Source organism: Mycobacterium sp. D16Q13 (assembly GCF_002013375.1).
Classification (GTDB): Bacteria; Actinomycetota; Actinomycetes; order Mycobacteriales; family Mycobacteriaceae; genus Mycobacterium.
Map to the genome: position 1 here is coordinate 83,376 of NZ_MAEW01000018.1, position 23,401 is coordinate 106,776.

The window sequence follows — 23,401 nt, forward strand, 5'->3', positions numbered from 1 at the left end:
GAAGGAGGATCAGTGAAAGCCATTGTGCGAGTGTTGGGGCTAGGGATTGTCGAACTTGCCGTGTTCGGCTCGGTGCTGTTCGTGCTCGCAGGAACCCCCGACTACTGGCAGGTGTGGGTCTTTCTGGTGGTATTCGCACTGTCGACATGGATACCCACCGTGTATCTGCAGCGGGTCAATCCAGCTGCGCACGAACGGCGTAAGCACGCGGGGCCAGCGGCAGAAGCCCGAACGGTGCAGAAGCTCCTTATCGGCGGCTGGTACATATCGCTGGCGGCGATGGTGGTGATCAGCGCGCTGGATCATCGCTTTGGCTGGTCGTCGGTGCCACCGGCGGTATGCGTCATGGGTGATGTTCTGGTGGCCGTTGGGTTGGGTGTCACGAGCCTTGTGGTCATTCAGAACAGTTTTGCCGCCTCCACGGTGCAGGTGGAGACGGGACAGACTGTCGTGTCCACTGGTCTCTACGGGCTGGTGCGCCACCCCATGTACACCGGCAATGTGATCACCATCGTGGGTTTTTCGCTGGCGCTCGGCTCGTACTGGGGGTTGGTCTCGGTGATCCCCGGCCTGGTCGCACTCATCGTGCGCATCCGTGACGAAGAGAGGTTGCTCATCGATCAGTTGGACGGCTACCGCGAGTACGCTCTGAAAGCGCGCTATCGCCTCCTGCCGTATGTGTGGTGACTATTACGAAAACCATTGGGCACGTGCGAATCCTGCAAGCAATACCGCGAACCCACCCATCTCGCCGACGACGAGTAGAACCATTGCCACGTGCATGCCGGGGTTGGGATCTTCGAATTGATTGGTGGTGTCGCGTAAGGCCCCGTGCACCATGTAGCTCACTATCGCCGCCAGGAAGAAGAACACCAGCACCATGGCGGCAGTGAGGTTTACCCAGCCGGGCCACGCACTCAACTCGACGAATGCCGCGGTGAGCAGGGTGGCGAACGCATAAAGCAACGCGGCCCGATGCGCGGTATCGACATACGGGTGAGCGAGATGGGTTGGGCTCGTGGCCATCTGGCGGTACTTCCATACGCCCAGTCCAAGGGCGAGTAGGAAGATGAGTCCGGCCGCGAGAAGCGTTACCGCGGTGGCAGTGCTGAGCACATATCCGGCGCTGGTCATCACTCGACCCTACTGCTGTGGTGCTGTCACCAACGCTGCGACCGCTACTTGTCGTGCAGGTGCTCAAGGCCAGTGACCAGGAGTCCGAGGCCGAACTCGAAATCCTCCTCGATCGAAACCGCGAGGGAATTCCCGATCGCGAGTGTCATCGGGAAGTTGGCCAGGTCGAGGCCCTGTACGAGCCGCATCAGGAGCGCCGGGTCGGTGCTGCGGCTCCGATGTTCCACGCCCAGCTGAGTCGCGAAGCCCAGGACGTATCGGCCCACAGTCGTATATATGCGGGCCGCATCCACCGGTGAGAATCCTGCATTCACAAACAGTGCGAGCGTGCGCTCGCGGAGCATGAAAACCTTCGGCCCGACAGGCAGCTGATCGGTGAGCAGCGCGGCGACGTTCGGATGGCGTCGCATGGCATCGAACAAAGCACGTGAGGTGACGGTGCACGCGCGCTGCCAGGGGAGTTCCGCGAGTTTCTCGTCGTCGAACTCGACCTCGCCGAACACTCGATCGACGACATATGCGACCAGCTCAGTGCGGTTCTCGAAATGCCGATAGATGGTCGCGGTCCCGGAATCGAGCCGGCGTGCCAGCGCGCGCATGGACAGCGCCTCGCCGCCCTCCTCGTCCACGATCCGCAGCGCCGCATCGACGATCGAATCCATGGGTATGGGTGGGCGGCCGCGCGTTCGTCGCTCGTCCGTCACACCGGCCAGTATGTCGGACTTGACACCGGCGGGCAATTACGGCAACACTGTTTCCGTAATTCTGTCAGATGGCAGGACCAGGGAACCGCGACCGAGTTCACCCCGCGACATTGACGTGGACTGACTCACGAGGGGTGTCGCGGACTTCCTCGGTCACCCCCTGGCAAGGCCTTGGGCCAGCGCCCTCAGCTCAGCAATTGGTCAACGGTCATGACGACGTCGGCGGCGCCGTCCTCGGCAGCGATGAGGTCTGCGACGCGACGGCTTCGGCGCGTGAGCTCTTGGTCGATGCTGGCGGCGCGGATGGCGTCTGCAAGCCGCTCGATAGTCAGGGCTCGTTGTGGGATGGTGCCGGCACTCAGTCCGAGATCCCGGAGCCGTTGAGCCCAGAAGGGTTGATCGCCCAGGCCGGGTACGGCGACCGTCGGTACTCCGGCACGCAGTCCGGCAGCGGTTGTCCCAGCGCCGCAATGGTGCACAACCGCGGACGTCCGGGGAAAGAGCCAGCTGTGCGGCAGCTCGCCCACCGTCAGGAGGCCATCGTCATCGGCATTGATTCCTGCCCAACCGGTTTGCACGATCCCGCGCATACCCACCCGGCGGAGCACCTCCCGCACGAGCTCCGATAGGCGCACTGCGTGAGCGGCCGAGGTCATCGTGCTCCCGAAGCCGATGAACACCGGAGGATCACCCGCCGCGAGAAAGTCGACCAACACGGGGGAAGGCTGCCACTGCGGATCGGCCTCCGGCCACCAGTATCCGGCGACCTTCAGCCCCGATCGCCAGTCCGATGGTCGCGGCACAATGTTCGGTGAGAAGCCGTGCAGAACAGGCCATTCCGATTCTGACCTGCGCCGCCGCAGCTGCCCGGTCGATGCCTTCGGCAGCCCGAGGTCTCGCCGGAACCCGGACACCACCCCGCCGTAGAGGCGATCGACAAGCCAGGCCCCGGCGTGGGACGCCAGACGATTGCCCGCCGTCCCCGCGGACCAGGCTCCGAGGGTGGCCGGGGGAAACTCGGCGGTGGCAGACCAGGGCTGCAGCCGGACCCCTATGGAGGGAATGCCTTTCGCTTCGGCGAGTGGATGCCCCGCCAGTTCGGAGAACGGCGATAGCAGCAGGATGTCCGCGGGCACGTCGTGAATGGCATTCAGCAGTGCGGTGCCGAGCGATCGCATACCTCGCGGCGCGAGGAACTCGGTTAGTTCCTTCGTGATGTTGACATCGGCATTCTCCGATGGCGTGGCCGGTCCCGCGATACCACGAAAATCTAAGCCACAGTTGGATATCAAGGAACTGAAGCGCTCATACGCGGCGAGCGTCACATGGTGCCCGGCTTGACGTAAGCGAGTGCCGACGCCGGTCAACGGCGCGACATCACCCTGGCTGCCGATAGCGGCGATGACGACACGGGCCACTACACCCTCCGCACTACTCGGCGGAACATCTTCACGAGATCCTCCGCGTAGCCCGGGGCATCGAACTCGGGGTCCTGCAAGATCTTCTCGACTACGACGTTGACGGCTCCTCGCAGTGCGATTGCGGTGGAATCAACAGGAAATGAGGAGAATTCGCCGGTCTTCTGGCCCGCGCGGAGAATGGCCGACGGGTCGAGCTGCTTCAATTGTTCGGTCATCTCGGGGGTGAGGCCCAGGTCCCCAAGGCGCCTTCGGTCGCGTGGCTTGTAACTCGTGCCGAGCTGAGCCAGCGCTGCCAACTGAATCCGGTGTGTATTGAAATAGCTGATGCTGGAACGGATATAGGTCGCAAGCTTGTCGGTCTGAGTCCGCGCACGATCAACCTCGGGGACCACAGCCATAATGCCCGACCGGTACATCGAGGCGATCACCGCTTCGATGAGTCCGTCCTTGGAGCCGAAATGGTAGAGCACCACGCTCATCGCGATATCAGCACGCTCGGCGATCTTTCGGATTGAGGTCTGCGGGTAACCGACCTCCGCGATGACCGCGATGGCGCAGGCGACGATCTGATCGCGGCGAGCGACCTCGGTGAAGGTGCGTTCATCGTCAGATTTAGATCGCATGATCGAACTATAGATCAATTGATCTAGGGCGATGCACTCATTTTCGCAGGTTAACGATGCGTTAACGGCTATATACCATCTTTCGCAGACCCTAACCCCCATGGGGTACTCTGAGATTTAGCTGAGAATCAGCCGAGGATCTCATAAGTTGGGAACCAGGTGAACCTTGAAGCCGTTGAACAGGGTGAATGCATCAACGTTGATGTCTTTGGCAAGTGATGTTTGCTTCCTAGGCCATTAGCAAGATGACCGAGCGGAAAGGAAACACCACATGAAGAAGTCACTCGCTGCAATCGTTGGAGGCGCCGGCATAGCTGTAGCCGTCGCTGTCATGGGCGCCCCTGTCGCCCTGGCGGGGCCTACGCCTCCTCCGGTCTGCTACGCCAGCGAGACCAGTGTCAACGCCACTGAGCTGCGTCCCTGCGTGGCTCCGGGCGAGGTCATCTACGAGCAGGGTGCGCACCAGCCGACCTATGAGGGTGCCAACCCGCTGGTCCCGCTGGGCACCAACCCGCACGTCCCGTACGGCACCAACAAGAACAACGCTTCGTAACTAGATGTAACTCAGCTTCATCTTCGACGACGCAGAAGGAGCAACAATCATGAAGAAGATCGCGACCGCGGCGGCGTTACTGGCTGCCGCGGGACTGTCCCTGGCCTCAGCCGGCGCTGCCTTGGCCGGGCCCGCTGCGGACCCGGACTCCGTCATCAATGACCTCAAGTCCAACGGGTACCGGGTGATCATCACCAAGGTCGGGTCGGACCATCCGTCGCAGTGCACAGTTCAGGGAGTGTCGCAGCAGTCAGGCGTTCAAAATGTGCAGCCGGGGCGCAACATGCGCAACCAGCCAACGACGGTTCCCACTGCAGGACAAAAGGTCGCGTACGTCACGCTGGCCTGCTAGCTACCCCATGGGGTGGTGGCGGCACCGGGCAATGAGTGGTCTGCCAACGATCCTCACACCGTGTCGCCACTACTCCGATGAATTGAAGACCGCGGGTTGATCTGGCTCGCGTCCCGCGAGGTGTGGTGTGTAGAAATCCGCCACCCCGCCACGTCTACTGTTTTCTCTCGCATCCAGGTATAGCCCTCCGGAGATATATGCCACTGTGGGCAGCGTGTCCACATACCGTGCATTCGAAGTAGTCGGCCAGCGGGACTTTCGGCTGGTGGAGCGGGAACTTACGGAACCCCATCCAGGTGAGGTACGAGTTCGGGTCGAGGCGTGCGGGGTGTGTCACACCGACGCCTTCGCCGCCGAGGGCTTGCGGGCTGATCCGTCGAAACCCATAGTGCCCGGACATGAAATTGTGGGCGTGATCGATGCAGTCGGTGCGGGAGTGCATGCCTGGAAACTCGGTGAGCGGGTTGGTATCGGGTACCTCAACGGCCACTGCGGTGAATGCGAGCAATGTCGCCGCGGAGACTTTGTGAACTGCACCGATCAGAATCAAACAGGGACCACCGTTGACGGCGGCTACAGCGAGGTGGCGTATGCCCGGGCTAGCGGCCTCGTCCGAGTCCCGGATGCTGTTGATCCGCGCGACGCGGCCCCGCTGTTGTGTGCGGGCCTTACCGTATACCGCGCATTGTTGACCGCGAACGTCCGGCCGGGCTCTTTGATTGCTATCCAGGGCATCGGTGGGCTCGGTCACCTCGGTATCCAATACGCCAAGGCGCTGGGCTATCGGGTTGTTGCCATCGCCCGCGGGACTGGAAAGGCCGATCTTGCAACGCAACTCGGTGCCGAAGAGTACATCGACAGCACCGCGGGCAATCCGGCGCGGGCATTGCGCGCGTTGGGCGGAGCCACCGCAATCATCGCGACGGCGTCCAGCGGATCCTCGATGTCGCCATTGATCGCGGGGTTGGCGCCCAACGGCAAGCTGATAGTCGTCGGGGCGGACTCAGAGCCCATTGAGGCAAGGATCTCCGAACTCATCTTCGGAACCCGTTCGATTGTCGGATCACTGACAGGTAGCTCGATAGAGAACGAAGACAATCTGAATCTCGCTCAGCACCATGGTATTCGCTCGATGAACGAGATCATGCCCCTATCGGAGGTCCCACGGGCGTACGAACGCATGCTCTCCGGCGCGGCGAGGTTCCGCGTGGTCCTCGATATGAAGGCCTGACCGTGGCGGTGGGTCTCCTCAACGTCCGAGAGCTGTCTCGGCCGGTGATTGTGGCACCGATGGCGGGAGGATTGGCCACCGCCGAGGCTGTCAACGCTGTGATTGCAGCGGGAGCTGTTGCTGCACAACTAGGTACGGCATTTCTTTGGCCGACGAGGCGGGTAGTAGCCCGGTCCATCGCGCTGCGTTGAAGAATCCAGACTTCTCTGAAACCGTTGTGACTAAATCATTCTCGGGACGCTATGCACGAGGGTTACGCAACAGGTTCATCGACGAGCATGAAGCGCACGCCCCACTGGGGTATACCGAGGTGCATGATCTGACAAGCCCTGTTCGGGCGGCGGCGGTGCGCGCGGGCGATCCGACGGCCACAAATGTCTGGGCGGGAAGCGGATTCAGAGAAGCGAGGGGCGGTTCGGTGGCCGACAATCATGGGTGAGTTGTCGGATTTCCGGCGCTAGCCGCCTGATCGCCGGAAAAGTGGGCGTGGCGTCTAGTTTGAGCCCTATCGAAGGGGTGTGCGGCGCCGAATGAAGTAGCGCGCAAGCCATCCCACAGAGTGGGACACGCATCGCGAAAAAGGTGGGATGGGTAACAGAAATTTTCCTGCGTTAATACAAGAGATGCGCGGATGTATAGGAAAAGTGACCAATGTGGGTAGGGCGCAGCAAATTACGAATCAACGTCCGCGCGCATTCGACAAACCAACTATGTCCTGCAGGTTTATTGGAGTGGACGTACGGTTATGGGTGCACTACCGTAATCAGTAAGGCGTTGGCGGAGAGTAATTCCCGCCATAATCATCAGCAAATATGACGCAAGCCACATATTTTGGTAGGCCGTCAAGCTCGTTGTTAGCGTCCGGTCTCATGTCTGATCTCGCTGCTTTGCTGGCGTTTATCCATCAGGTCTCGGGTACGCCATATATCTCGGGCGGAGACTCCGCACGGGGCACCGACTGCTCCGGCCTGGCCTCCTGGGTGTCCAACGTCGCCACCGATCGCCCCGCGTTCGGTTCTCGGTTCAACACCGGGAACCAGGAGCGCGCGCTCCTCGCACGTGGTTTCAAGTACGGCACCGCTCCTGGTGCACTGGTGATTGGCTGGAATGGCGGTCACACCGCTGTCACGCTGCCCGATGGCACCGCTGTCTCCAGTGGCGAGGGAGGCGGCGTCAGGATTGGTGGAGGCGGCGCCTACCAGTCACAGTTCAAGCGTCATATGTATCTACCAATGGACAACGCGGACGAGGCTGGGGCTGCGCCGTTGGATGTGCCCGCGCATGCGGAGGGTCCCGAGGTGATCCCCGCATCGGTGTTAGCGCCGAATCCCGAGCCCGTACCCGCCGATGGTGCTCCCGCAGATGCGGAGTCCGTCGAGATCTAAAGGATTTCGAATCCTTTGGTGCCACCTCACAATTGGTGTGTACCGGTGTTATCGCTCACTCCTCCCGTTGGGTGGGAGAAGCTCCGCATCCGCTCGTAGGGTTGTGGTTGCCTGAAATCATGAATGGCAATTCTGCTCTGCTACAAGGAAAGAACATCATCGTTACGGGTGGTGCCCGCGGGCTCGGCGCGGCCTTCGCGCATCGCATCGTGTCGCACGGCGGCAGAGTAGTCATCGCCGATGTGCTCGATGACAATGGCCGGCAGCTTGCCGCCGAGCTCGGTGACTCCGCGCGATTCGCCCACCTGGACGTGACCGATGCCGACCAGTGGCGGGCCCTGGTCGAGACCACACTCGCGGAGTTCGGTTCGGTTACCGGCTTGGTGAACAACGCCGGGATATCCAGTGCCTCGTTGGTGGCCGACGAGCCGCTTGAACACTTTCGCAAGGTGATCGACGTGAACCTCGTGGGCGTCTTCATCGGCATGCAGGCCGTTATCCCGCCGATGCGCGCATGCGGCGGTGGTTCGATCGTGAACATCTCGTCCGCCGCCGGTCTCGTCGGTCTGGCCCTCACCTCCGGCTATGGCGCGTCTAAATGGGGCGTGCGGGGTCTGTCCAAGGTCGCAGCCGTCGAACTGGGACTCGATCGAATTCGGGTCAACTCCGTGCACCCTGGCGTTGTGTACACGCCCATGACTGCTCAGGCCGGTTTTCAGCGGGGGGAAGGCAATATGCCCATCACCGCCATGGGCCGGGTGGGGACTCCCGAGGAAGTGGCCGGCGCGGTCACCTATCTACTGTCGGATGCCGCGAGTTACGTCACCGGGGCCGAGCTCGCCGTGGACGGCGGCTGGACGGCCGGCCCCACCGTGAAAACAATGACGGGTCAGTAGTTACGAGAGCAGGTTCGTGATCTCCTGTGCGACCTGCGCGGGCAACTCCAGCTGAGGGAAATGGGTCGTACCGCGCAGCCGTGCGTAGCTGAACCAGGGATTGCGCGACTGGAACTCGTCGTGGAGATCGTCGTAGGCGGTGCGTTCTGGCCTGCAGAAGATGTGGTGAACGCGCCGCGGTTCGGTGAGCTTCTCCATGCGCGACATGGGTGAGCCCCACGTGCTGTACGCATCCTCGATGACTCGTCCGGCCCGTGCCCACACGTCGAACCCGAATCCGCCCATCTCGGAACGGATATGCCGGTTGACGGCCTCGTTGTCGCTACCGGCCAGCCAGGCGCGGAGGAACTCGAGGCGGCTGGATTGCCAGCGCAGCGGATCGCGGAATGCTCTTATGCCGTTGAGGAATTCGGTGGGGGCCTCCGACATGATGAGGTCCACGATGACGACGCTCGGCACCCGCGCCGCGCCGAGAAGTTCGGCGATCTCCAGCGCCGTCCATCCGGCGTGGGCATGAGCCACGGGGACGATCGACTGCACGCTGAGGGCGTCGAGCAGCCCGGTGACATCTGAAATCTGTTCCGCAAGACCAAAGTCGGCAACGGCAGTGCGGTCGATGCCGTGACCGCGCCAGTCCATGCGAATGACGCGGTGGCGGGCGACGAGGTAGGGCAACAGCTCGTCATACGCGCGGTGGTCGTGCCCCCATCCGGTGAGTAGCAGGATTGCGGGCCCGTCGTCCAGGCCCTGATCGTCGAAGGTGAGCTGTGCACCGTTGATGGTGATGGTGTACATCGGGAGTCTCCTGGGTAGTCAGAGGCAGGTATCAGAGAGCAGCGTGGACACGGACGGGATGTACCCGCACGATCGCCTCTCCGGGTGCGCTGTGATGCTCGTTGACGTAGGGCGCGGCGCGCTCGGCTCCCAGGTATCGGGCGGTGATGTCGATCAGGGTGGTGCGAACCTCGGCCTCGTCCGGTTCCAGCTTGGCTTCACCTTGGATCTGGACATACAGGTAGGGCTCGTTTGGTGTTGCCACGGTGATTACGGCACGCGGGTCCCGTTGCAACGCCCTGACTTTCAGAGTGTCCACACGTGTGACGAACTGCAGGTGATCGGCGGCGAGCCGGTACCAGATGGGTAGAACGAGCGGGCGTCCGTCGGTTCCTAGGTATCCCAGCTGCCCCACCAGTGCGGGAGCCGAATCGAGGAACTGGCGGACGGATGGATCGAGGATCGAGGTCATGAGCCCACAACCTAGAATCTCAACCGCGCTTGAGGTCAAATTCGCACTTCCGTCAGGAGGCGGCGTGCCGGAATAATGCATCGGGTGACTCGCGTACTCGCGATCGGAATTGCGGTGCTGGCCCTCGTCGCGGTCATCCCGCCCGCGGGATACGCCCAGGCCGATCCACAGTCGTGCGTTGCGGGCGATCCGGGCCGCCCCCAGGCAGAGCTGTTCGCAACCAACAACACCGCGATCATCACTGACCCCGCCGATGGGCGTCTGCGTGACCCACTCGATGACTTCTCGCTGCAAGTGAGTGCGATGACCGTCCAGAACCTGGTGCTGCCTGTGCGGTCGACATCGGTCGATGGTGTGTATTGGTCGCAGGACAGCAAGCGCATGACCTACGAGCGGTCACGGGCCTTCGAACTTGCCTGCGTGGATCGCGATGATCTGCGACGCATCGGTGAGCAGGTGGGTCGGCAGTTCGGTCAGGAATCGGTGCTCACCTTCGAGTATCTGCCGGCGGGGGATGCGGGGATCAATGCCGTGGCTGTGGAGGCTCCGGGCATCGATCGGGTGCGGTTCCACGACGCGCTGGCCGCGGATGGGACCGCGCGCGAAGCGTTGGCCGGCGGGTCGGTGACCGAGGACGGGTGGTTGATCCTGATCGCGGATATCAAGGATGTGGACACCGCGCGACGCCTGGTCGGGGCCGCCGGTGGCCGTTGGCAGGACGCCACCCTCCGATACGGAAAGCGTGAGTTCGTGGAGTCGGCGCGGTAACGGGTTCAGATCTGTGACAGGTCGCCTGGTCGCGGCGCGCTAACCATTCTGGATGTCCAGACCCTGGCGGACGTCGCGACCATCAGACTTCCATCGTGTACCGAGTGGATTCCACGGCGACTGGATTCCGAGCGCCCGCTGAGGCACTACCACGTATCAACGACAGATCTGCGCGGCGGCAACGGCTCTCGCATGGCGGCAGCGAATGTCGAGGCGATGAGAGAGCGCGTCTCGGCAGGGTCGATCACATCGTCGATCTCAAAGATCTGAGCGGCGTTGAGCGCCTTGGCATTCTCTTGTGCCGCAGCCGTGCCCTGACGCACGGCTTCTTCTCGGGTGGCCTCGTCGGGAATCGCCTCCAACTCTTTGCGCAGCCCCAGACGTACGGCGCCCTCAAGGCCCATGGGCCCCAGATGCGCGCCCGGCCAGGCGACCGTTAGCAGTGGTTCGTGCAGGCTGCCGCCAGTCATCGCTTGTGCGCCAAGGCCATACCCGCGGCGCAGGATGACCGAGACAAGCGGTACGCGTAGTGCTGCCCCGGCGACGAGCATCCGCGATGCACGCCGGACCAGCGCATCGGCCTCCGCAGCGGGACCCACCATGTACCCCGGGCAGTCGACCAGCGAGAGCACCGGCAAGCCGAAGGCATCGCATAGCTGCAGGAACCGCGCGGCCTTATCCGATGCGGCGGCCGTGATCGCTCCCGCCATCGCCATTGAATTGTTGGCGAGAATGCCCACGGCACGGCCCTCGATGCGCGCGAGTGCCGTCACCATCTCGGGCGCGAACTTCTCTCGCAGGAACGTCGCCGAGCCCGCGTCGGCCAGCGTCTCGATGATGGGCGCCACCGGATAGGCTCTCCGCGCGCGCTCGGGAATCATTGTCCGCAAGACAGTTTGGTCCGCTGCTGGTCCGGGTTCTATTGCTCCCTGGAAGTACCCAATGAGCCGTTTGGTGACGGCGACGGCCTGCTGCTCGTCGTCGACGACCACATCGACCACACCATTGGGGGACTGCACCGACAACGGCCCGACCTCATCCGGATGCACCTCGCCGAGCCCTCCGCCGGCGATCATGGCCGGGCCACCCATGCCGATGGATGTGTCCTTGGTCGCCACGATCAGGTCCGAGCAACCCGCGATGACGGCGTTGCCCGCGAAGCACCGTCCCTTGACTACCGAGATCCGTGGCACCACCCCCGATAGCGCGGCCCACAACTTGAACGCGCGGACATCGAGCATGGAGACCACGGGGTAGTCGGTGTCACCGGGGCGTCCGCCGCCGCCCTCGGCGAAGAACACCGTCGGCAGCTTCATGCGTTCGATGAGATCGAACAGTCTGTCCTTCTTATGGTGGCCGAGTGCGCCCTGCGTTCCGGCCAGCACGGTGTAGTCGTAGGACAGCACGGCGCACGCGCTGCGGTCGGCGCCGAACATGTCGCCGTTGACGCGGGCCGTCCCGGCAACGAGGCCATCGGCGGGTGTGCGGGCGATCAAGTCGGCGATGTCGCGTCGTCCACGCTGCGCGGCGATGGCGAATCGCCCGTATTCCACGAATGACCCCGCATCCACCAGATCGGCGATGTTTTCGCGTGCGGTGCGACTGCCGGTGGCATGGCGGCGGGCAACCGCATCGGGGCGGGCGGCGTCCTCGGTAAGCGCACGTCTTCTCAGTAGCTCCGCGTGGTCCGCGCGCAATGGTTCATCAGCCATGGTCCGGACTCTTCCATAAAGCCCGGAAACTCTGCGGGAACTTTTCCTCACGATGATTCGACCACTCCACCGATGCCCTGTGTGGGCTAGGCAGTCAAAGGAGATGCGCAGTGGATTTGGTCACCATGCTCGGGATGCCGGGGGAAGCCCTCCGGGCGACGCGGGACGACTGGCGGGGGTCGCTCACCGACGTGGTGCGTCAGGCTTTCGCGTTGCACTTCGACCGCAACGGGTTCTATCGCGCCCAGTGCGAAGCTGTCGGCCTCACCCCGAGTGACATTCACGGCTGGGCTGACCTGCAGCGCATCCCTCTGCTTCCGGTCAGCATGTTCAAACAGGCTGGCGCGCATGTCCTCATGACCTGTGGGCTTGAGGATGTCGAGATTGAGATCAGGTCTACCGGCACCAGCGGCGTGCCGTCGGTAGCGCGGCGCGATGCGACGACGGTGACCCGGGCGTCGGTCGGAATCTTCGGCGGATACCGGGACTTCTTCGGTATTTCCCAGGGGGCGGGGCTATTCCTGTGCCCGTCTACCGCCGAGGTGCCCGAGATGGGCATGGTCAAGATCTTCAACCTGCTGACCGGCATGCTCGACGATCACCGCTACGTCGTGCGCGAATACTCCTTCGATCCCGAGGAGGCGCTGGCACTGCTGCGGAGCTGGGAGGGGCGGATGACGCGGCACCTGATCGGTCCGCCCTTCATCATCGCCCGGTTCCTGAAATACCTGGAGCTCGAGGATATTCCGCTCACCCTCGACCCCGATTCGTTGATCATCATGCTCGGCGGCTGGAAGCAGTACACCGGAAACTCGATAAGCCGAGACGACTTCAACGAGAAGGCACAGCGTGTGCTGGGCGTTGACCGCACCCGCATCCGTGACATGTACGGCATGATCGAGTCCAACATGCTCGCCATTGAGTGCGAGCATCAGCGCAAGCATGTGCCGCCGTGGTGCTACATCTCGATCCGGGACGTCACCGATGCGGCCGTCGAGCTTGAACCCGGTAAGACCGGCGGGATAGCGATCCTTGACGCGCTGAACACCGCGTACCCCGGTTTCCTGCTCTCCGACGACATCGGCGAGGTGGACGAGAGCGATTGCCCCTGCGGCCGTACCGGCCAGACCGTGAAGTTCCGGCGGCGGCGTCAAGGTGCCGAACTAGGCTGCTGCGCCGTGAGTATCGAAAAGTATATCGACTCAAGGGAAGTCGTCGCCGAGTGCGAGCTGACTTCTACTGGGGCCTCTCAAGGGGCGGGCGCCTAGTGCCCCGATTCAGTGCTACGGTGGTCGACCACTTCACCAACCCGCGCAATTCGGGCCGCCTGGCGCAGGTCGATGTGACCGCCTTTATCGGTAACCCGGTGTGTGGGGACCAGATCCTGTTGACCGCGCAGATCCAGGACGAGGTCGTGAGTCGGGTCGGATTCGAGGCATACGGATGCTCGGCCTCCCTGGCGGTCGCGTCCATCCTGACCGAGCGGCTCACCGGTATGTCAGTGGAGGCGATCGCGGCGATCCAAACGACGCAGGTCGCTGAGTGGTCGGGGGGCCTCTCGCCGGAACAGCAGCACGTCGCCGCCCTCGGCGCCGATGTCGCCCAGCGCCTAGCCAACAACTACCGCAACGGAATTGACGAAGATGTCAGCACCATCCCTGGAACTTAGCCCGCCGGCGCAGTCGGCGCCGTCCGACATTTACTTGGACTATGCCGCCACCGCACCCCTGCATCCGCGGGCCGCACAGGCGATACTGGGCGGACATAGCCTGGTCGGCAACCCATCGAGCCGCCACAGCGCTGGACGTGACGCCTCCGATGCCCTCGCCGTCGCCCGGCAGACCATTGCTGCGCTGTTCGGAGCCGACGCCGAGGAGGTGGTGCTGACTTCCGGCGGAAGTGAAGCGAACACCCTGGCGTTGTGGGGAACCTTTGCCGCCGTGGGATTTCGGGGCCACCTCGTGACCTCGTCCATTGAGCACCCGGCAGTCCTGGCGAATGCTCATGCGCTGCAGGACCTGGGCGTGGCGGTGACCTTCGTGGATCCCGCACCGACGGGACATGTCGATGCCACGACTGTGGGTCGGGCGCTGCGCCGCGATACCGTGCTGGTCTCGGTGATGCATGCGAACAACGAGACCGGCGCGATCCAGCCTGTCCGGGCGATCGCCGATATCGCCACGCGATCGGGCGTAGCGTTCCATGTGGACGCCGTGCACACTGCGGGCAAGCTGGATCTGACAAGCCTTGGTGCCAAGATGATCTCGGTGTCGGCGCACAAGTTCGGCGGCCCTCGCGGTATGGGCGCGCTACTGGTGCGGGGTGGGCACCGACTGTTGCCGGTCATGCGTGGCGGACCGCAGGAGAACCGGTTGCGCGCGGGCACGGAGAACGTGCCCGGCGCACTCGGCATGGCCGCCGCAGCCGACGTGTGTCTGCGCATGGCGTCGATGGGGTACCGGCTGGGAATGCGGGACCGTCGGGAGCAGCTGATTGCCGGGCTTCGCTCTGTGGGCGGTGTACATCTTAACGCGACCGACCCGGTGCTGGAGGAGACCGTCAGCGTGCGCTTCGACGGCATTCGTGCGGACACCCTCGCAGACGATCTCGACATGCACGGCATCTACGTGTCCACCGGATCGGCGTGCCATGCCGGGGAGGACTCGGTTTCTCATGTGCTGCAAGCGATGCGGCTGACCGAGGATCAAGCGCGGGCCACGGTGCGATTCTCGATGGGTCCGGACGTGTCACCGGATGAGGTCGAGAGGGTCATAGCGGTCACCACCCGGGCTGTGCACAGGCTGCGCGCGATGGCGGGCGGGATCATCCGATGATCGTCGCCGTCAAGAACCTTGTCGCCGAGCGTGCCCGATTCGTCCTCTCGGTGATCGGGGTCGCCGTCGCGGTGATTCTGGTGCTGGTGATGTCCGGCATTTTTGTGGGCACCACGAATCAGGTGACCACCTACATCGACCACTCCAAAGGCGCGGTGTGGGTGGTTCAGCCCGGCGTTTCCCAGATGTTCCGTGCGGTGTCGTGGCTGCCCGGCGACGGCAAGGACCGGTTGCTCAAGGTCCCCGGCGTGCAGTCGGCAGAACCGATCCTCGGCCTGCCATCCGATTTCGTGCACAACGGTGGGCACACCGCGTATTTCGTCGTTGGATACGACACGGCCACCGGTGTGGGAGGCCCGTGGTCGTTATCGGAGGGCCGCAACGTGAGTGGGTCGGGCGAGGTGGTGCTCGATCGAGTGCTTGCCAAGAAGAACAAGATCCATGTCGGTGACAAGGTGCAGCTCGTGGACGGTGATTTCACCGTAGTGGGTTTGTCCAACCAAACCGCCGCCGTGGGAAACTTCTACGCGTTCATCTCCCTGCCGGACGCCGCGCACCTATTGCGTGCAGGAAATCGCGTGTCCTACTTCCTGATTCATCCTGCTGAAGGATTCACTGCCGACCAGGTCGCGGACTCGGTCCGGAAGGCGGCCCCTGGGATGGACGCGCTCACCTCGGCGACTTTTGCCGAGAACAGCCGGGCGATTGTCATTTCGATGATCGGGCGACCGTTGAAGACGATGATCGGGATCGCCGCGCTGGTTGGTGTCGCGCTCGTGGGGTTGACCGTTCTCGCGGTGACCACCGAGCAGATGAGTGATTTTGGAGTGCTGCGCGCGTTGGGGGTTCGTCCCGCGCAGTTGTGCCGCACCGTGATTGCCCAGGCCATCCTGATCGCCGGACTCGGATACCTATTGGGGGCGGGTGTCACCTACGGGGTGCAATTCCTGGTGAAGGATCGGCTGGGAGACGTCACGGTGGAAGTCACTCCCGCCATGCTCGTCGCCATGGCTGCGGCGACCGCTGTCATGGCGATCATCGGATCACTGATTCCTGTCCGGCGGGTGACACGGATCGACCCTGCCCAGGCCTTTCGGAGGTGAGTTCGATGAATCCTGTGTTGCAACTCGAGAATGTGGAGCACCAGTACGGCAGCGGCGACGCGGCGGTGCGGGCTCTGCGGGGCCTGGACCTGACGGTCAGACCCCACGAGGTGGTGCTCGTTGTCGGCCCCTCGGGCGGGGGTAAGACCACCGCGCTTCTCGTCATGGGGATGTTGCTGACCCCGGAATCCGGGCGTGTCCGGATTGACGGCCAGGACGTTGGTGAACTCGGCGAGCGGGAACGAGCGCGAATCCGATTGAAACGCTTGGGTTTCCTATTCCAGGAGTACAACCTGCTCAATGCACTGACGAGTGCGGAGAATGTGGCGCTGCCGCTGCGCTATGCCGGGGTAGGTAAGGATGCGGCCATGTCACGCGCCCGGGAATTGCTCGGAGAGCTCGGGTTGGCCCATCGCACTGATCACCGGCCGCCGGCGCTTTCGGGAGGCGAGAAACAACGTGTGGCGGCGGCCAGGGCTCTGGTTGCGCGCCCCGGTCTGGTACTCGCCGACGAGCCGACCGCGAACCTGGATTCGGCCACCGGCAAGAAGGTGGCCGAGCAACTCGCGGATGCCGCGAGGACTCAGGGGGCAGCGGTGGTGATCGTGACGCACGATCTGCGTCTCACAGGAATCGCGGATCGCGTGCTGCATCTTGAGGACGGCGTGCTGCTGGAGAAAGAGGAACAATGATCGAAACCGTTGTACTACCCGATGATACGGAAATCATCGGCGCGCTTCGAGATGCCTTGACCCGGCTGCTTTCCCCGGAAGATCTCACACATGTCGACCTCGATGCAGTTGACGCCGATTCCCCGCTGCTCGCTCTGCCCGTTGACTCCGTGGTGCTGATGGCGTTGATGAACGAGCTGGAGGACAGGTTCACGGTCTTCATTCCGGAAGAGGAAGCATTCGCGTTTACGGTGGTGGGCGATATCGGAGTGTTCATTCGTCAGCGTCTTAGCGATAAGGCGAAACGTCGCGAACAGACATGAGTCATCTCGCGATTCGTCAGCATGTGAAGGCGAACGCTCCGGCCATGGCATCCGGCGCGGTCGACTACGCCATGCTGCTGCACTCGGAGCTGGAGCAGATCGACTTCTACGACTCGCGTAACCATCTGTACACCCTTCCGGCGGTAAACCTGGTTCGGACCACGCGGATTCGTGCCGCCGCGCTGGCCGCACGCGGCCTTCATCGTGGCGATCGGGTGGCAATGATCGCGGCGAGCGACGAGGAGTACCTGACGACGCTGCTGGCAGTGCTGCTGCTGGGCGCGGTACCGTGCGCGATCGCGCCCCCGGCGACTCCGTCGCGGCCGGAATCCGCGGGTGTGGCGCACCTGGGTGCGGCGCTCGCGGTGCTGAATCCGGTCATGGTCATCGCACAGCCGCGAGTGGCGGTGGCGGTCGTGCACCCGGTAGTCGTGACGTATGGCGAGCTGGTGGATGCCGATCTGATTGACTTGCAGCGGTGTTCGCGGCCCCGCCCCGACGATATCCACCATATCCAGCTGACCTCGGGGTCCACGTCGGCTCCTAAAGCGGTGCTGTTGACGCATGGCAATGTGGTGCACAATGCCAGCGCAATTGCTTATGGCACAAGGGCGTTGCGGGGACGGGATCGGGTGTTCAGCTGGCTGCCGTTCTACCACGACATGGGGTTCATTCAGGTGCTGGCGGCACTGCTCTACGGTCTGCGGGTCGGAGTGCTGGCCCCAATGGGATTTCTGCGGGATCCGATGTCTTGGCTGCGGCACATGTCTCAGCATGGGTCGACCCACACAGCGGGCCCGCCCTTCGCGTATCGGGCGGTATCGGAGGCGATCTCGCGCGGCGGTGCACCGGCGGGCGTGGACTTGTCCTCGTTGCGCCACGCTTACGTCGGCGCCGAGCCACTTCCATTCTCGGTGCTGCGGGAGGTCACCGAGCAGCTTGCGCCGCTGGGCTTGCGCACAGATGTGTTGGTGCCGTGCTACGGCATGGCTGAAACGGTGCTCGCGACAACTGTTGCGCTGCAACCCTGTGCGCCTGATGCATCGTCCTTCGGCAGGGTGCGGGTCGGTCGCAGCCCTGACGACGACCAGCCTGTCGTGTCCTGCGGACAGGTGGTTGACGGCTTGGAACTTCGGATCGTCGCCCCCGACGGCGAGCTATCGCCCGACGGTGCGGTGGGCGATATCCAGGTGAGCGGGCCGTCGGTGATGTCGGGCTACTTGACCACAGACGGCGGGGTAGCCACGCCTGCGGGCGGATGGCATGACACCGGCGACCGGGGTTTCCTCTCCGATGGTGAACTGTTCGTGGTGGGCCGTCACAAGGAGATGCTCATCGTGCGCGGTCGCAATTTCCCGCCCTACGACATCGAGCGGGAGATCGACGGCATGTCCGGTGCCGGTGGTGTTTCTGTCGTCTTCTCCCTGCGTGACGAACGGCGCGCCCGCGAGTCGGTGATCGCGGTCGTCGGAACCCGGGTGGCGGCCGAGCAGTACGAGGAACTTCGCGCGCGCATCGCCAGCGGTGTACGCGCCGCCTTCGGGTTCTCTCTCGACGAGGTGGTGCTGGTGCAGGCGCGAACAATTCCCCGGACCACCAGCGGAAAACGTCAGCGGCTCACGGTGCGTGAGGCGTACCGGGCCGGCGCGTTCACCTAGCCGTCGACATCGAATAGCTTTGTGCCATTGCGGTAGAGGACATCGCGCATCCAGCCGTCGTCGACACCAGGCAGGTTCCGCAGCGCGGTGATGGCCTCGGCATATCCGTAGGGGATGTTCGGGAAGTCGCTCCCGAAGAAGATCTTGTGTCCTAGATCCAGAAGCCGTGGGTACTCGGATTCCGGAAACGGCGCTTTCTCGTTGGAGAACGTGGTGAAGGCCATGGTGGTGTCGAGGCGTACCTCGTCGTACCGCGCAGAGATGTCGAGGAAGTCGGAGTACTCGGGCATGCCCATGTGCGCGATGATCAGGCGTAGTCGCGGGAACTGCCTCAGTAGCGCCCGGATTGGCTCGGGCCCGGTGAATTCGCCCGGCGCCGGGCCCGAGCCGCAATGGATCACCACCGGAACTCCGGTGTCCTGAAGAAGGCCCCACACCGGGAGGAGTAACGGATCAATGGGGGAGAACGCGCCCACCTGAATGTGGACCTTGAAGATGCGGGCCCCAGCCTCGATCGCCTCGCGCACATAGTCGAGCGCATCGGCCTCAGGAAAGAAGGTGGCGGTCTGGATGCAGTCGGGGATTTGAGCCGCGAACTGGGTCGCCCACTGATTCAGCCACGCAGCCATCTGCGGTTTGTGCGCATAGATCAATGAGGTGAAGCGGAGCACTCCGAAGTCACGCAGTGTCTGTACGCGCTGGGACTCCTCGGCGCGGTAGGTGATCGGCCAGGGTCGCCCGATGAGCGGCCCGGCCGAGTCGAAGTAGGCCCACACCTTGTCCATGACGGATTTGGGCATGAAGTGGGTGTGCACATCCACGATCCCTGGGATGTCCAGCTCCTGCCAGAGCTGTCTGACGGGCGCGGGGTCGAAGTCTGACGCGGGCATAGACCTATCTATATCAATCCGCTTCTGACGGGTTGCGGGCGCTGGCTCAAGCGTGCGACAGCCTGCCCGCCGCTCCGCGATGGGCGGTTCGTAAACCCGGGCACCCCGCTGGGGCTGGATACCCTATGGGGGTATAGTCGCGATTGGAACGGATACCCGGTGAGGGTATCGATAGGAAGGATGGCAATGCGCTCAATCGAGTATCAGGTCACGGGGATGACATGCGGACATTGCGAGATGTCGATTCGCGAAGAGGTTGGTGGGGTCGAGGGCGTCGAGAGTGTTCAGGTCAGCGCGACGACCGGCAAGCTCCTCGTTGGCGGGTCCGATGAGGTCGATGGCGCGAAAGTCCTGGCTGCAGTAGCCGACGCCGGATATTCGGCGGTCCGCGTCGCGTGAACGCGACAGGACGATTGGCCGTTTTCACCGCTGTTCTGGCGGTGGGGTTCGGCAGCGCATATGCCGCCGCTGCGGCCGTTGTGCCCGACAGCGTGGTCACGAGCTGGGGCACTAGCCCGCATACGACAGAAGGAAACAAAATGACAGAACACAAGGACATGACGGAGATGGCGCAACACGGTTCAGCCGCTGATTTGCAAGGGCTGTCTTTGAGCCGTGATGGGTACGCGCTCTCGCTGGTGGAAGCTCCCGCAACCGCAGGCAAAGAGGGCGACCTACGGCTGAAGATCCTGGGGGCGGGCGGCGTCCCGGTGGTGGATTTTGCCGCCGCTCACCAAAAGCAGCTGCATCTGATCGTCGTTCGCTCGGATGGTGAGAGTTTTCAGCACGTGCATCCAAGTCTGGACACTGCTACGGGGATCTGGACCGTGCCGTGGAGGTGGGATGCGGCGGGTAGCTACCGCATATTTGTCGACTTCCGCCCCGCCGATCGACCAGATGCGACCCAGATGACACTGGGGCGCACAGTGGAGGTGGCCGGAAATTTCGTTCCAGTCCGGTCCAACGATCCACGGGCAATCGACCATGTCGCGGGATTCACCGTTGAACTCGACGGCGACCTGGTTGCCGGTACCACGGAGGATCTGACGATTACCGTCACTCGGGCCGGACAGCCGGTGACCACGTTGCAGCCGTACCTGGGGGCCTTCGGACATCTCGTCGCCTTGCGTGGCGGGGATTTGGCCTTCCTGCATGTGCATCCCGAGGGCGCAGAACCTGCTGCGAACCAGCACGGAGGCCCCACAATTTCATTCGCGGCTATGGCACCTACGGCTGGCCAATATCTGCTGTACCTGGACTTCCAGGTTGATGGGAGTGTCCACACCGCCAGGTTCATTGTTGACGCCGCGCAGCGCAACGAGAACTCGAAACCCAGTGATGTGCATCGCCCCGATCACACCGGCGGTCATTGATGACGATGTCACTACATCCGGCGAAGACTCACGGTATCGAGTTAGACATCGGAGGGATGACCTGCGCGTCCTGCGCAAACAGGATCGAGCGCAAGCTGAACAAACTGGACGGCGTAGATGCCACGGTTAACTACGCCACCGAGAAGGCGACAATTTCTGCGCCGGAAGGATATGCCCCTGAATTATTGGTCGCTGAGATAGAAAAGACTGGCTACACCGCATCGCTGGCGCTTTCTGCTCGTCATCGCACAGACCCAGATCGTGAACCCAACGGGGCAGTCTCAGAGCTACTGTCTTTGCGGAACCGGTTGCTTGGTGCCATCGTGCTGTCGGTCCCGGTCATCGCCCTGGCGATGCTGCCCGCCCTGCAATTTACTTACTGGCAGTGGGCTTCGCTCGTGTTGGCGTCGCCAGTTGTTGTATGGGCTGCCTGGCCGTTTCATAAGGCGGCGTGGGCCAACCTTCGTCATGGCGCAGCGACGATGGACACATTGATTTCGGTCGGCACCATCAGCGCGTACGCGTGGTCGCTGTATGCGATGTTTCTGGGTACGGCAGGCACACCCGGCATGACACATGGGTTTTCTCTGACGATTCAACCGTCTGACGGCGCAGCAAATATATATCTTGAGGCAGCTGCCGGGGTCACCACCTTCGTCCTGGCAGGTCGATACTTCGAAAAGCGCTCCAAGAGGGAAGCCGGTGCGGCGTTGCGAGCCTTGCTTGAGCTCGGCGCCAAAGAAGTCTCAATCTTGCGAGACGGAATGGAGAGCAAGGTCCTGGTCGACGAGCTAGTCGTCGGTGATCTGTTTGTTGTCCGTCCAGGTGAAAAGATCGCCACCGACGGCGCCGTGGTGTCCGGCGTCTCTGCAGTGGACGCGTCGATGTTGACCGGCGAGTCCGTTCCTGTCGAAGTGGCCGAGGGTGACCTTGTCTCGGGGGGCACTCTCAACACCAGTGGCCAGGTAGTAGTGCGGGCCACTCGGGTGGGGACGCACACACAGCTGGCTCAGATGGCCAAACTGGTCGAGGCTGCGCAAACCGGCAAAGCGAACGTGCAACGCCTCGCCGACCGTATCTCAGGCGTGTTCGTACCGATCGTCATCACGATCGCCACGATTACCCTTGGCGCGTGGCTTGGCGCCGGGTTCCCGGTGTCTGCAGCGTTCACCGCGGCCGTTGCTGTACTCGTGATCGCCTGCCCGTGTGCCCTAGGCCTCGCCACGCCGACAGCCTTGCTCGTCGGCACTGGACGAGGGGCACAGATGGGCGTTCTCATCAAGGGGCCCGAGGTGCTGGAGTCCACCCGTAGAGCCGACACCGTGGTGCTGGACAAAACGGGCACTGTGACGACCGGGAAGATGGCCCTCGTCGAGGTGCTCTCCGCGCCGGGCACCGATCGGGCCGAGGTTCTCAGACTGTCGGGTGCGCTCGAGAACGCCTCGGAGCATCCGATTGGGCAGGCGATTGCGCGAGCGGCCGCTGCCGAGATACGGGACCTGCCCACACCCACGGAGTTCACTAACGTGGAAGGCAGAGGTGTGCAGGGGATCGTGGACGGGCGTGCTGTGCTGGTCGGCCGCGAATCGCTGTTGGCAGACTGGTCGCAACATCTGACCGACGAGATGGCCAAAGCCAAGGCCGACGCGGAGCGCCAAGGCAAAACGGTTGTCGTCGCTGGGTGGGATGGGCAGGCCCGAGGTCTCCTGGTAGTCGCTGACACCGTGAAGCCGACCAGTTTTCAAGCCGTTGCCGAGTTGCGCAAGCTTGGCTTGACCCCCGTTCTACTGACCGGAGATAACGCTGCAGTCGCACACCGGATTGCTGCCGAGGTCGGTATCGAGGAAGTAATCGCCGAAGTGCTCCCCATGGACAAAATGAGTGTTGTCGCTCAGCTCCAGGCCGAGGGCAAGGTTGTGGCCATGGTTGGCGACGGCGTCAACGATGCGCCTGCGCTTGCTCAGGCCGATCTTGGCCTGGCGATGGGCACGGGCACTGATGTCGCTATTGAAGCTGCTGACATCACGTTGGTACGTGGGGACTTGCTGAGTGCTGTCGATGCCATTCGGCTGTCGCGCAGAACGCTTGGCACTATTAAGTCCAATCTATTCTGGGCATTCGCATACAACGTAGCCGCAATCCCAGTTGCTGCCATGGGGATGCTCAACCCCATGCTTGCCGGTGCAGCAATGGCGTTCTCCAGTGTGTTCGTGGTCGGAAACAGCCTCCGCTTGCGTGGCTTCAAGAGTATTTCTGCCTGAAGGCGCAATCGATGGTTCCAAATAATAGAGGGAAAGGTAGCTATAACATGCCCGAAAATGACAAGCGGGGAATGCCCGATGTCGAATCCAGTACCGGCTCATCGTGCTGTTGCGGCGGTTCCGCTGACAGTAAAGCTGACGAATCGGTTAAGGAGGATGTCAGCGGCGAGTGAGTAGGAGCCGGGAGCCCTAGATCACTGAACTGGAAAGAGGCCAGGAACTCGAAAAGGGTTCCTGGCCTCTTTCTGTCCCGCGCCTGTGCT

24 protein-coding genes and 2 pseudogenes are annotated in these 23,401 nt (G+C 63.0%); 18 read left to right on the plus strand and 8 right to left on the minus strand.

The genetic code is table 11. The features are described from left to right. The first annotated feature begins 12 nt into the window (after window positions 1–12). Complete coding sequence (locus B4400_RS19000; RefSeq protein ID WP_078312128.1) at window positions 13–687, plus strand: methyltransferase family protein; 675 nt, start codon at window positions 13–15, stop codon at window positions 685–687. A 3-nt stretch (window positions 688–690) separates the two neighbouring features. Here B4400_RS19000 and B4400_RS19005 read toward each other — a convergent pair whose 3' ends face one another. From B4400_RS19005 to B4400_RS19020, 4 genes are all read right to left on the minus strand, one after another. Further along, on the minus strand, window positions 691–1,134 hold the full coding sequence (locus B4400_RS19005; RefSeq protein WP_078312129.1) for a hypothetical protein: 444 nt from the start codon (window positions 1,132–1,134) through the stop codon (window positions 691–693). 44 nt (window positions 1,135–1,178) lie between these two features. Then, window positions 1,179–1,796 (minus strand): TetR/AcrR family transcriptional regulator, encoded by a 618-nt coding sequence (locus B4400_RS19010; RefSeq protein WP_078312238.1) that lies wholly within the window; start codon window positions 1,794–1,796, stop codon window positions 1,179–1,181. Window positions 1,797–2,023: 227 nt separating this feature from the next. Continuing rightward, a complete protein-coding gene (locus tag B4400_RS19015) occupies window positions 2,024–3,256 on the minus strand; it encodes a glycosyltransferase (RefSeq protein WP_078312130.1) in 1,233 nt (410 codons plus the stop codon). Beyond that, entirely contained in the window at window positions 3,256–3,900 is a 645-nt protein-coding gene (locus tag B4400_RS19020; protein WP_078312131.1) for a TetR/AcrR family transcriptional regulator, read from the minus strand. Before B4400_RS19020 ends, B4400_RS19015 begins: the two co-directional genes overlap by 1 nt. 253 nt (window positions 3,901–4,153) lie before the next feature. Between B4400_RS19020 and B4400_RS19025 the strand changes: the two genes are divergently transcribed. From B4400_RS19025 to B4400_RS19050, 6 genes and pseudogenes are all read left to right on the plus strand, one after another. Beyond that, window positions 4,154–4,435 carry a hypothetical protein gene (locus B4400_RS19025; protein ID WP_078312132.1) on the plus strand — a complete coding sequence of 94 codons (282 nt, stop codon included), beginning with the start codon at window positions 4,154–4,156 and terminating at the stop codon, window positions 4,433–4,435. Between the two features lie 49 nt (window positions 4,436–4,484). After that, the gene (locus B4400_RS19030; protein WP_139361484.1) at window positions 4,485–4,787 is read left to right on the plus strand and encodes a hypothetical protein; all 303 of its coding nucleotides are present in this window, start codon (window positions 4,485–4,487) and stop codon (window positions 4,785–4,787) included. Between the two features lie 214 nt (window positions 4,788–5,001). Next, window positions 5,002–6,018, plus strand: a complete 1,017-nt coding sequence (locus B4400_RS19035; protein ID WP_078312239.1) for an alcohol dehydrogenase catalytic domain-containing protein — start codon at window positions 5,002–5,004, stop codon at window positions 6,016–6,018. A 41-nt stretch (window positions 6,019–6,059) separates the two neighbouring features. After that, a pseudogene (locus B4400_RS19040) lies at window positions 6,060–6,457 on the plus strand (nitronate monooxygenase); the annotation flags it as partial. A gap of 373 nt (window positions 6,458–6,830) precedes the next feature. Beyond that, a pseudogene (locus tag B4400_RS19045) lies at window positions 6,831–7,266 on the plus strand (hypothetical protein); the annotation flags it as partial. Window positions 7,267–7,522: 256 nt separating this feature from the next. After that, window positions 7,523–8,299: a glucose 1-dehydrogenase gene (locus tag B4400_RS19050; protein WP_078312135.1), complete on the plus strand. Its 777-nt coding sequence runs from the start codon at window positions 7,523–7,525 to the stop codon at window positions 8,297–8,299. On the opposite strand, the gene B4400_RS19055 is transcribed toward B4400_RS19050, so the two are convergent. Both B4400_RS19055 and B4400_RS19060 read right to left on the minus strand, forming a co-directional pair. Then, complete coding sequence (locus B4400_RS19055; protein WP_078312136.1) at window positions 8,300–9,094, minus strand: alpha/beta fold hydrolase; 795 nt, start codon at window positions 9,092–9,094, stop codon at window positions 8,300–8,302. It lies immediately after the preceding gene. A 31-nt stretch (window positions 9,095–9,125) separates the two neighbouring features. Continuing rightward, window positions 9,126–9,545: a PPOX class F420-dependent oxidoreductase gene (locus B4400_RS19060; RefSeq protein ID WP_078312137.1), complete on the minus strand. Its 420-nt coding sequence runs from the start codon at window positions 9,543–9,545 to the stop codon at window positions 9,126–9,128. Window positions 9,546–9,629: 84 nt separating this feature from the next. Here B4400_RS19060 and B4400_RS19065 point away from each other — a divergent pair, with 84 nt between their 5' ends. Further along, complete coding sequence (locus tag B4400_RS19065) at window positions 9,630–10,313, plus strand: hypothetical protein (protein ID WP_078312240.1); 684 nt, start codon at window positions 9,630–9,632, stop codon at window positions 10,311–10,313. A gap of 146 nt (window positions 10,314–10,459) precedes the next feature. On the opposite strand, the gene B4400_RS19070 is transcribed toward B4400_RS19065, so the two are convergent. Beyond that, a complete protein-coding gene (locus B4400_RS19070; RefSeq protein ID WP_078312138.1) occupies window positions 10,460–12,025 on the minus strand; it encodes an acyl-CoA carboxylase subunit beta in 1,566 nt (521 codons plus the stop codon). A 110-nt stretch (window positions 12,026–12,135) separates the two neighbouring features. Between B4400_RS19070 and B4400_RS19075 the strand changes: the two genes are divergently transcribed. The 7 genes from B4400_RS19075 to B4400_RS19105 are packed head-to-tail and all read left to right on the plus strand — an operon-like array spanning window position 12,136 to window position 18,614. Next, entirely contained in the window at window positions 12,136–13,293 is a 1,158-nt protein-coding gene (locus B4400_RS19075) for a LuxE/PaaK family acyltransferase (protein WP_078312139.1), read from the plus strand. Beyond that, complete coding sequence (locus B4400_RS19080) at window positions 13,293–13,694, plus strand: iron-sulfur cluster assembly scaffold protein (protein ID WP_078312140.1); 402 nt, start codon at window positions 13,293–13,295, stop codon at window positions 13,692–13,694. Before B4400_RS19075 ends, B4400_RS19080 begins: the two co-directional genes overlap by 1 nt. Beyond that, window positions 13,669–14,859 carry a cysteine desulfurase family protein gene (locus tag B4400_RS19085; RefSeq protein WP_078312141.1) on the plus strand — a complete coding sequence of 397 codons (1,191 nt, stop codon included), beginning with the start codon at window positions 13,669–13,671 and terminating at the stop codon, window positions 14,857–14,859. The genes B4400_RS19080 and B4400_RS19085 overlap by 26 nt, the downstream gene beginning before the upstream one ends. Then, a complete protein-coding gene (locus tag B4400_RS19090; RefSeq protein WP_078312142.1) occupies window positions 14,856–15,962 on the plus strand; it encodes an ABC transporter permease in 1,107 nt (368 codons plus the stop codon). The genes B4400_RS19085 and B4400_RS19090 overlap by 4 nt, the downstream gene beginning before the upstream one ends. Before the next feature lie 5 nt (window positions 15,963–15,967). Next, on the plus strand, window positions 15,968–16,654 hold the full coding sequence (locus tag B4400_RS19095) for an ABC transporter ATP-binding protein (RefSeq protein WP_078312143.1): 687 nt from the start codon (window positions 15,968–15,970) through the stop codon (window positions 16,652–16,654). Further along, window positions 16,651–16,956 carry an acyl carrier protein gene (locus B4400_RS19100; protein ID WP_078312144.1) on the plus strand — a complete coding sequence of 102 codons (306 nt, stop codon included), beginning with the start codon at window positions 16,651–16,653 and terminating at the stop codon, window positions 16,954–16,956. The genes B4400_RS19095 and B4400_RS19100 overlap by 4 nt, the downstream gene beginning before the upstream one ends. A 23-nt stretch (window positions 16,957–16,979) precedes the next feature. Next, window positions 16,980–18,614: an AMP-binding protein gene (locus B4400_RS19105; RefSeq protein WP_078312241.1), complete on the plus strand. Its 1,635-nt coding sequence runs from the start codon at window positions 16,980–16,982 to the stop codon at window positions 18,612–18,614. Here B4400_RS19105 and B4400_RS19110 read toward each other — a convergent pair. After that, complete coding sequence (locus B4400_RS19110) at window positions 18,611–19,504, minus strand: amidohydrolase family protein (protein WP_078312145.1); 894 nt, start codon at window positions 19,502–19,504, stop codon at window positions 18,611–18,613. The two genes, B4400_RS19105 and B4400_RS19110, sit on opposite strands and share 4 nt — an antisense overlap. A 186-nt stretch (window positions 19,505–19,690) precedes the next feature. On the opposite strand from B4400_RS19110, the gene B4400_RS19115 reads away from it, so the two are divergent. From B4400_RS19115 to B4400_RS19125, 3 genes are read left to right on the plus strand one after another with little or no spacing between them, the layout of a single operon-like run. Then, window positions 19,691–19,903, plus strand: a complete 213-nt coding sequence (locus tag B4400_RS19115; protein WP_078312146.1) for a heavy-metal-associated domain-containing protein — start codon at window positions 19,691–19,693, stop codon at window positions 19,901–19,903. Then, window positions 19,900–20,877: a DUF8832 domain-containing protein gene (locus B4400_RS19120; RefSeq protein WP_078312147.1), complete on the plus strand. Its 978-nt coding sequence runs from the start codon at window positions 19,900–19,902 to the stop codon at window positions 20,875–20,877. The genes B4400_RS19115 and B4400_RS19120 overlap by 4 nt, the downstream gene beginning before the upstream one ends. Next, window positions 20,877–23,138 (plus strand): heavy metal translocating P-type ATPase, encoded by a 2,262-nt coding sequence (locus B4400_RS19125; RefSeq protein WP_078312148.1) that lies wholly within the window; start codon window positions 20,877–20,879, stop codon window positions 23,136–23,138. The genes B4400_RS19120 and B4400_RS19125 overlap by 1 nt, the downstream gene beginning before the upstream one ends. Window positions 23,139–23,401: the final 263 nt, after the last annotated feature.

What these genes read in the sequence shown, in the direction of transcription:
- B4400_RS19110 (WP_078312145.1), bottom strand. Translation starts at nt 19,504, where the DNA reads ATGCCCGCGTCAGACTTCGACCCCGCGCCCGTCAGACAGCTCTGGCAG.
- B4400_RS19125 (WP_078312148.1), top strand. Translation starts at nt 20,877, where the DNA reads ATGACGATGTCACTACATCCGGCGAAGACTCACGGTATCGAGTTAGAC.
- B4400_RS19085 (WP_078312141.1), top strand. Translation starts at nt 13,669, where the DNA reads ATGTCAGCACCATCCCTGGAACTTAGCCCGCCGGCGCAGTCGGCGCCG.
- B4400_RS19115 (WP_078312146.1), top strand. Translation starts at nt 19,691, where the DNA reads ATGCGCTCAATCGAGTATCAGGTCACGGGGATGACATGCGGACATTGC.
- B4400_RS19030 (WP_139361484.1), top strand. Translation starts at nt 4,485, where the DNA reads ATGAAGAAGATCGCGACCGCGGCGGCGTTACTGGCTGCCGCGGGACTG.
- B4400_RS19010 (WP_078312238.1), bottom strand. Translation starts at nt 1,796, where the DNA reads ATGGATTCGATCGTCGATGCGGCGCTGCGGATCGTGGACGAGGAGGGC.
- B4400_RS19055 (WP_078312136.1), bottom strand. Translation starts at nt 9,094, where the DNA reads ATGTACACCATCACCATCAACGGTGCACAGCTCACCTTCGACGATCAG.
- B4400_RS19095 (WP_078312143.1), top strand. Translation starts at nt 15,968, where the DNA reads ATGAATCCTGTGTTGCAACTCGAGAATGTGGAGCACCAGTACGGCAGC.
- B4400_RS19100 (WP_078312144.1), top strand. Translation starts at nt 16,651, where the DNA reads ATGATCGAAACCGTTGTACTACCCGATGATACGGAAATCATCGGCGCG.
- B4400_RS19060 (WP_078312137.1), bottom strand. Translation starts at nt 9,545, where the DNA reads ATGACCTCGATCCTCGATCCATCCGTCCGCCAGTTCCTCGATTCGGCT.
- B4400_RS19025 (WP_078312132.1), top strand. Translation starts at nt 4,154, where the DNA reads ATGAAGAAGTCACTCGCTGCAATCGTTGGAGGCGCCGGCATAGCTGTA.
- B4400_RS19090 (WP_078312142.1), top strand. Translation starts at nt 14,856, where the DNA reads ATGATCGTCGCCGTCAAGAACCTTGTCGCCGAGCGTGCCCGATTCGTC.
- B4400_RS19050 (WP_078312135.1), top strand. Translation starts at nt 7,523, where the DNA reads ATGAATGGCAATTCTGCTCTGCTACAAGGAAAGAACATCATCGTTACG.
- B4400_RS19070 (WP_078312138.1), bottom strand. Translation starts at nt 12,025, where the DNA reads ATGGCTGATGAACCATTGCGCGCGGACCACGCGGAGCTACTGAGAAGA.
- B4400_RS19005 (WP_078312129.1), bottom strand. Translation starts at nt 1,134, where the DNA reads ATGACCAGCGCCGGATATGTGCTCAGCACTGCCACCGCGGTAACGCTT.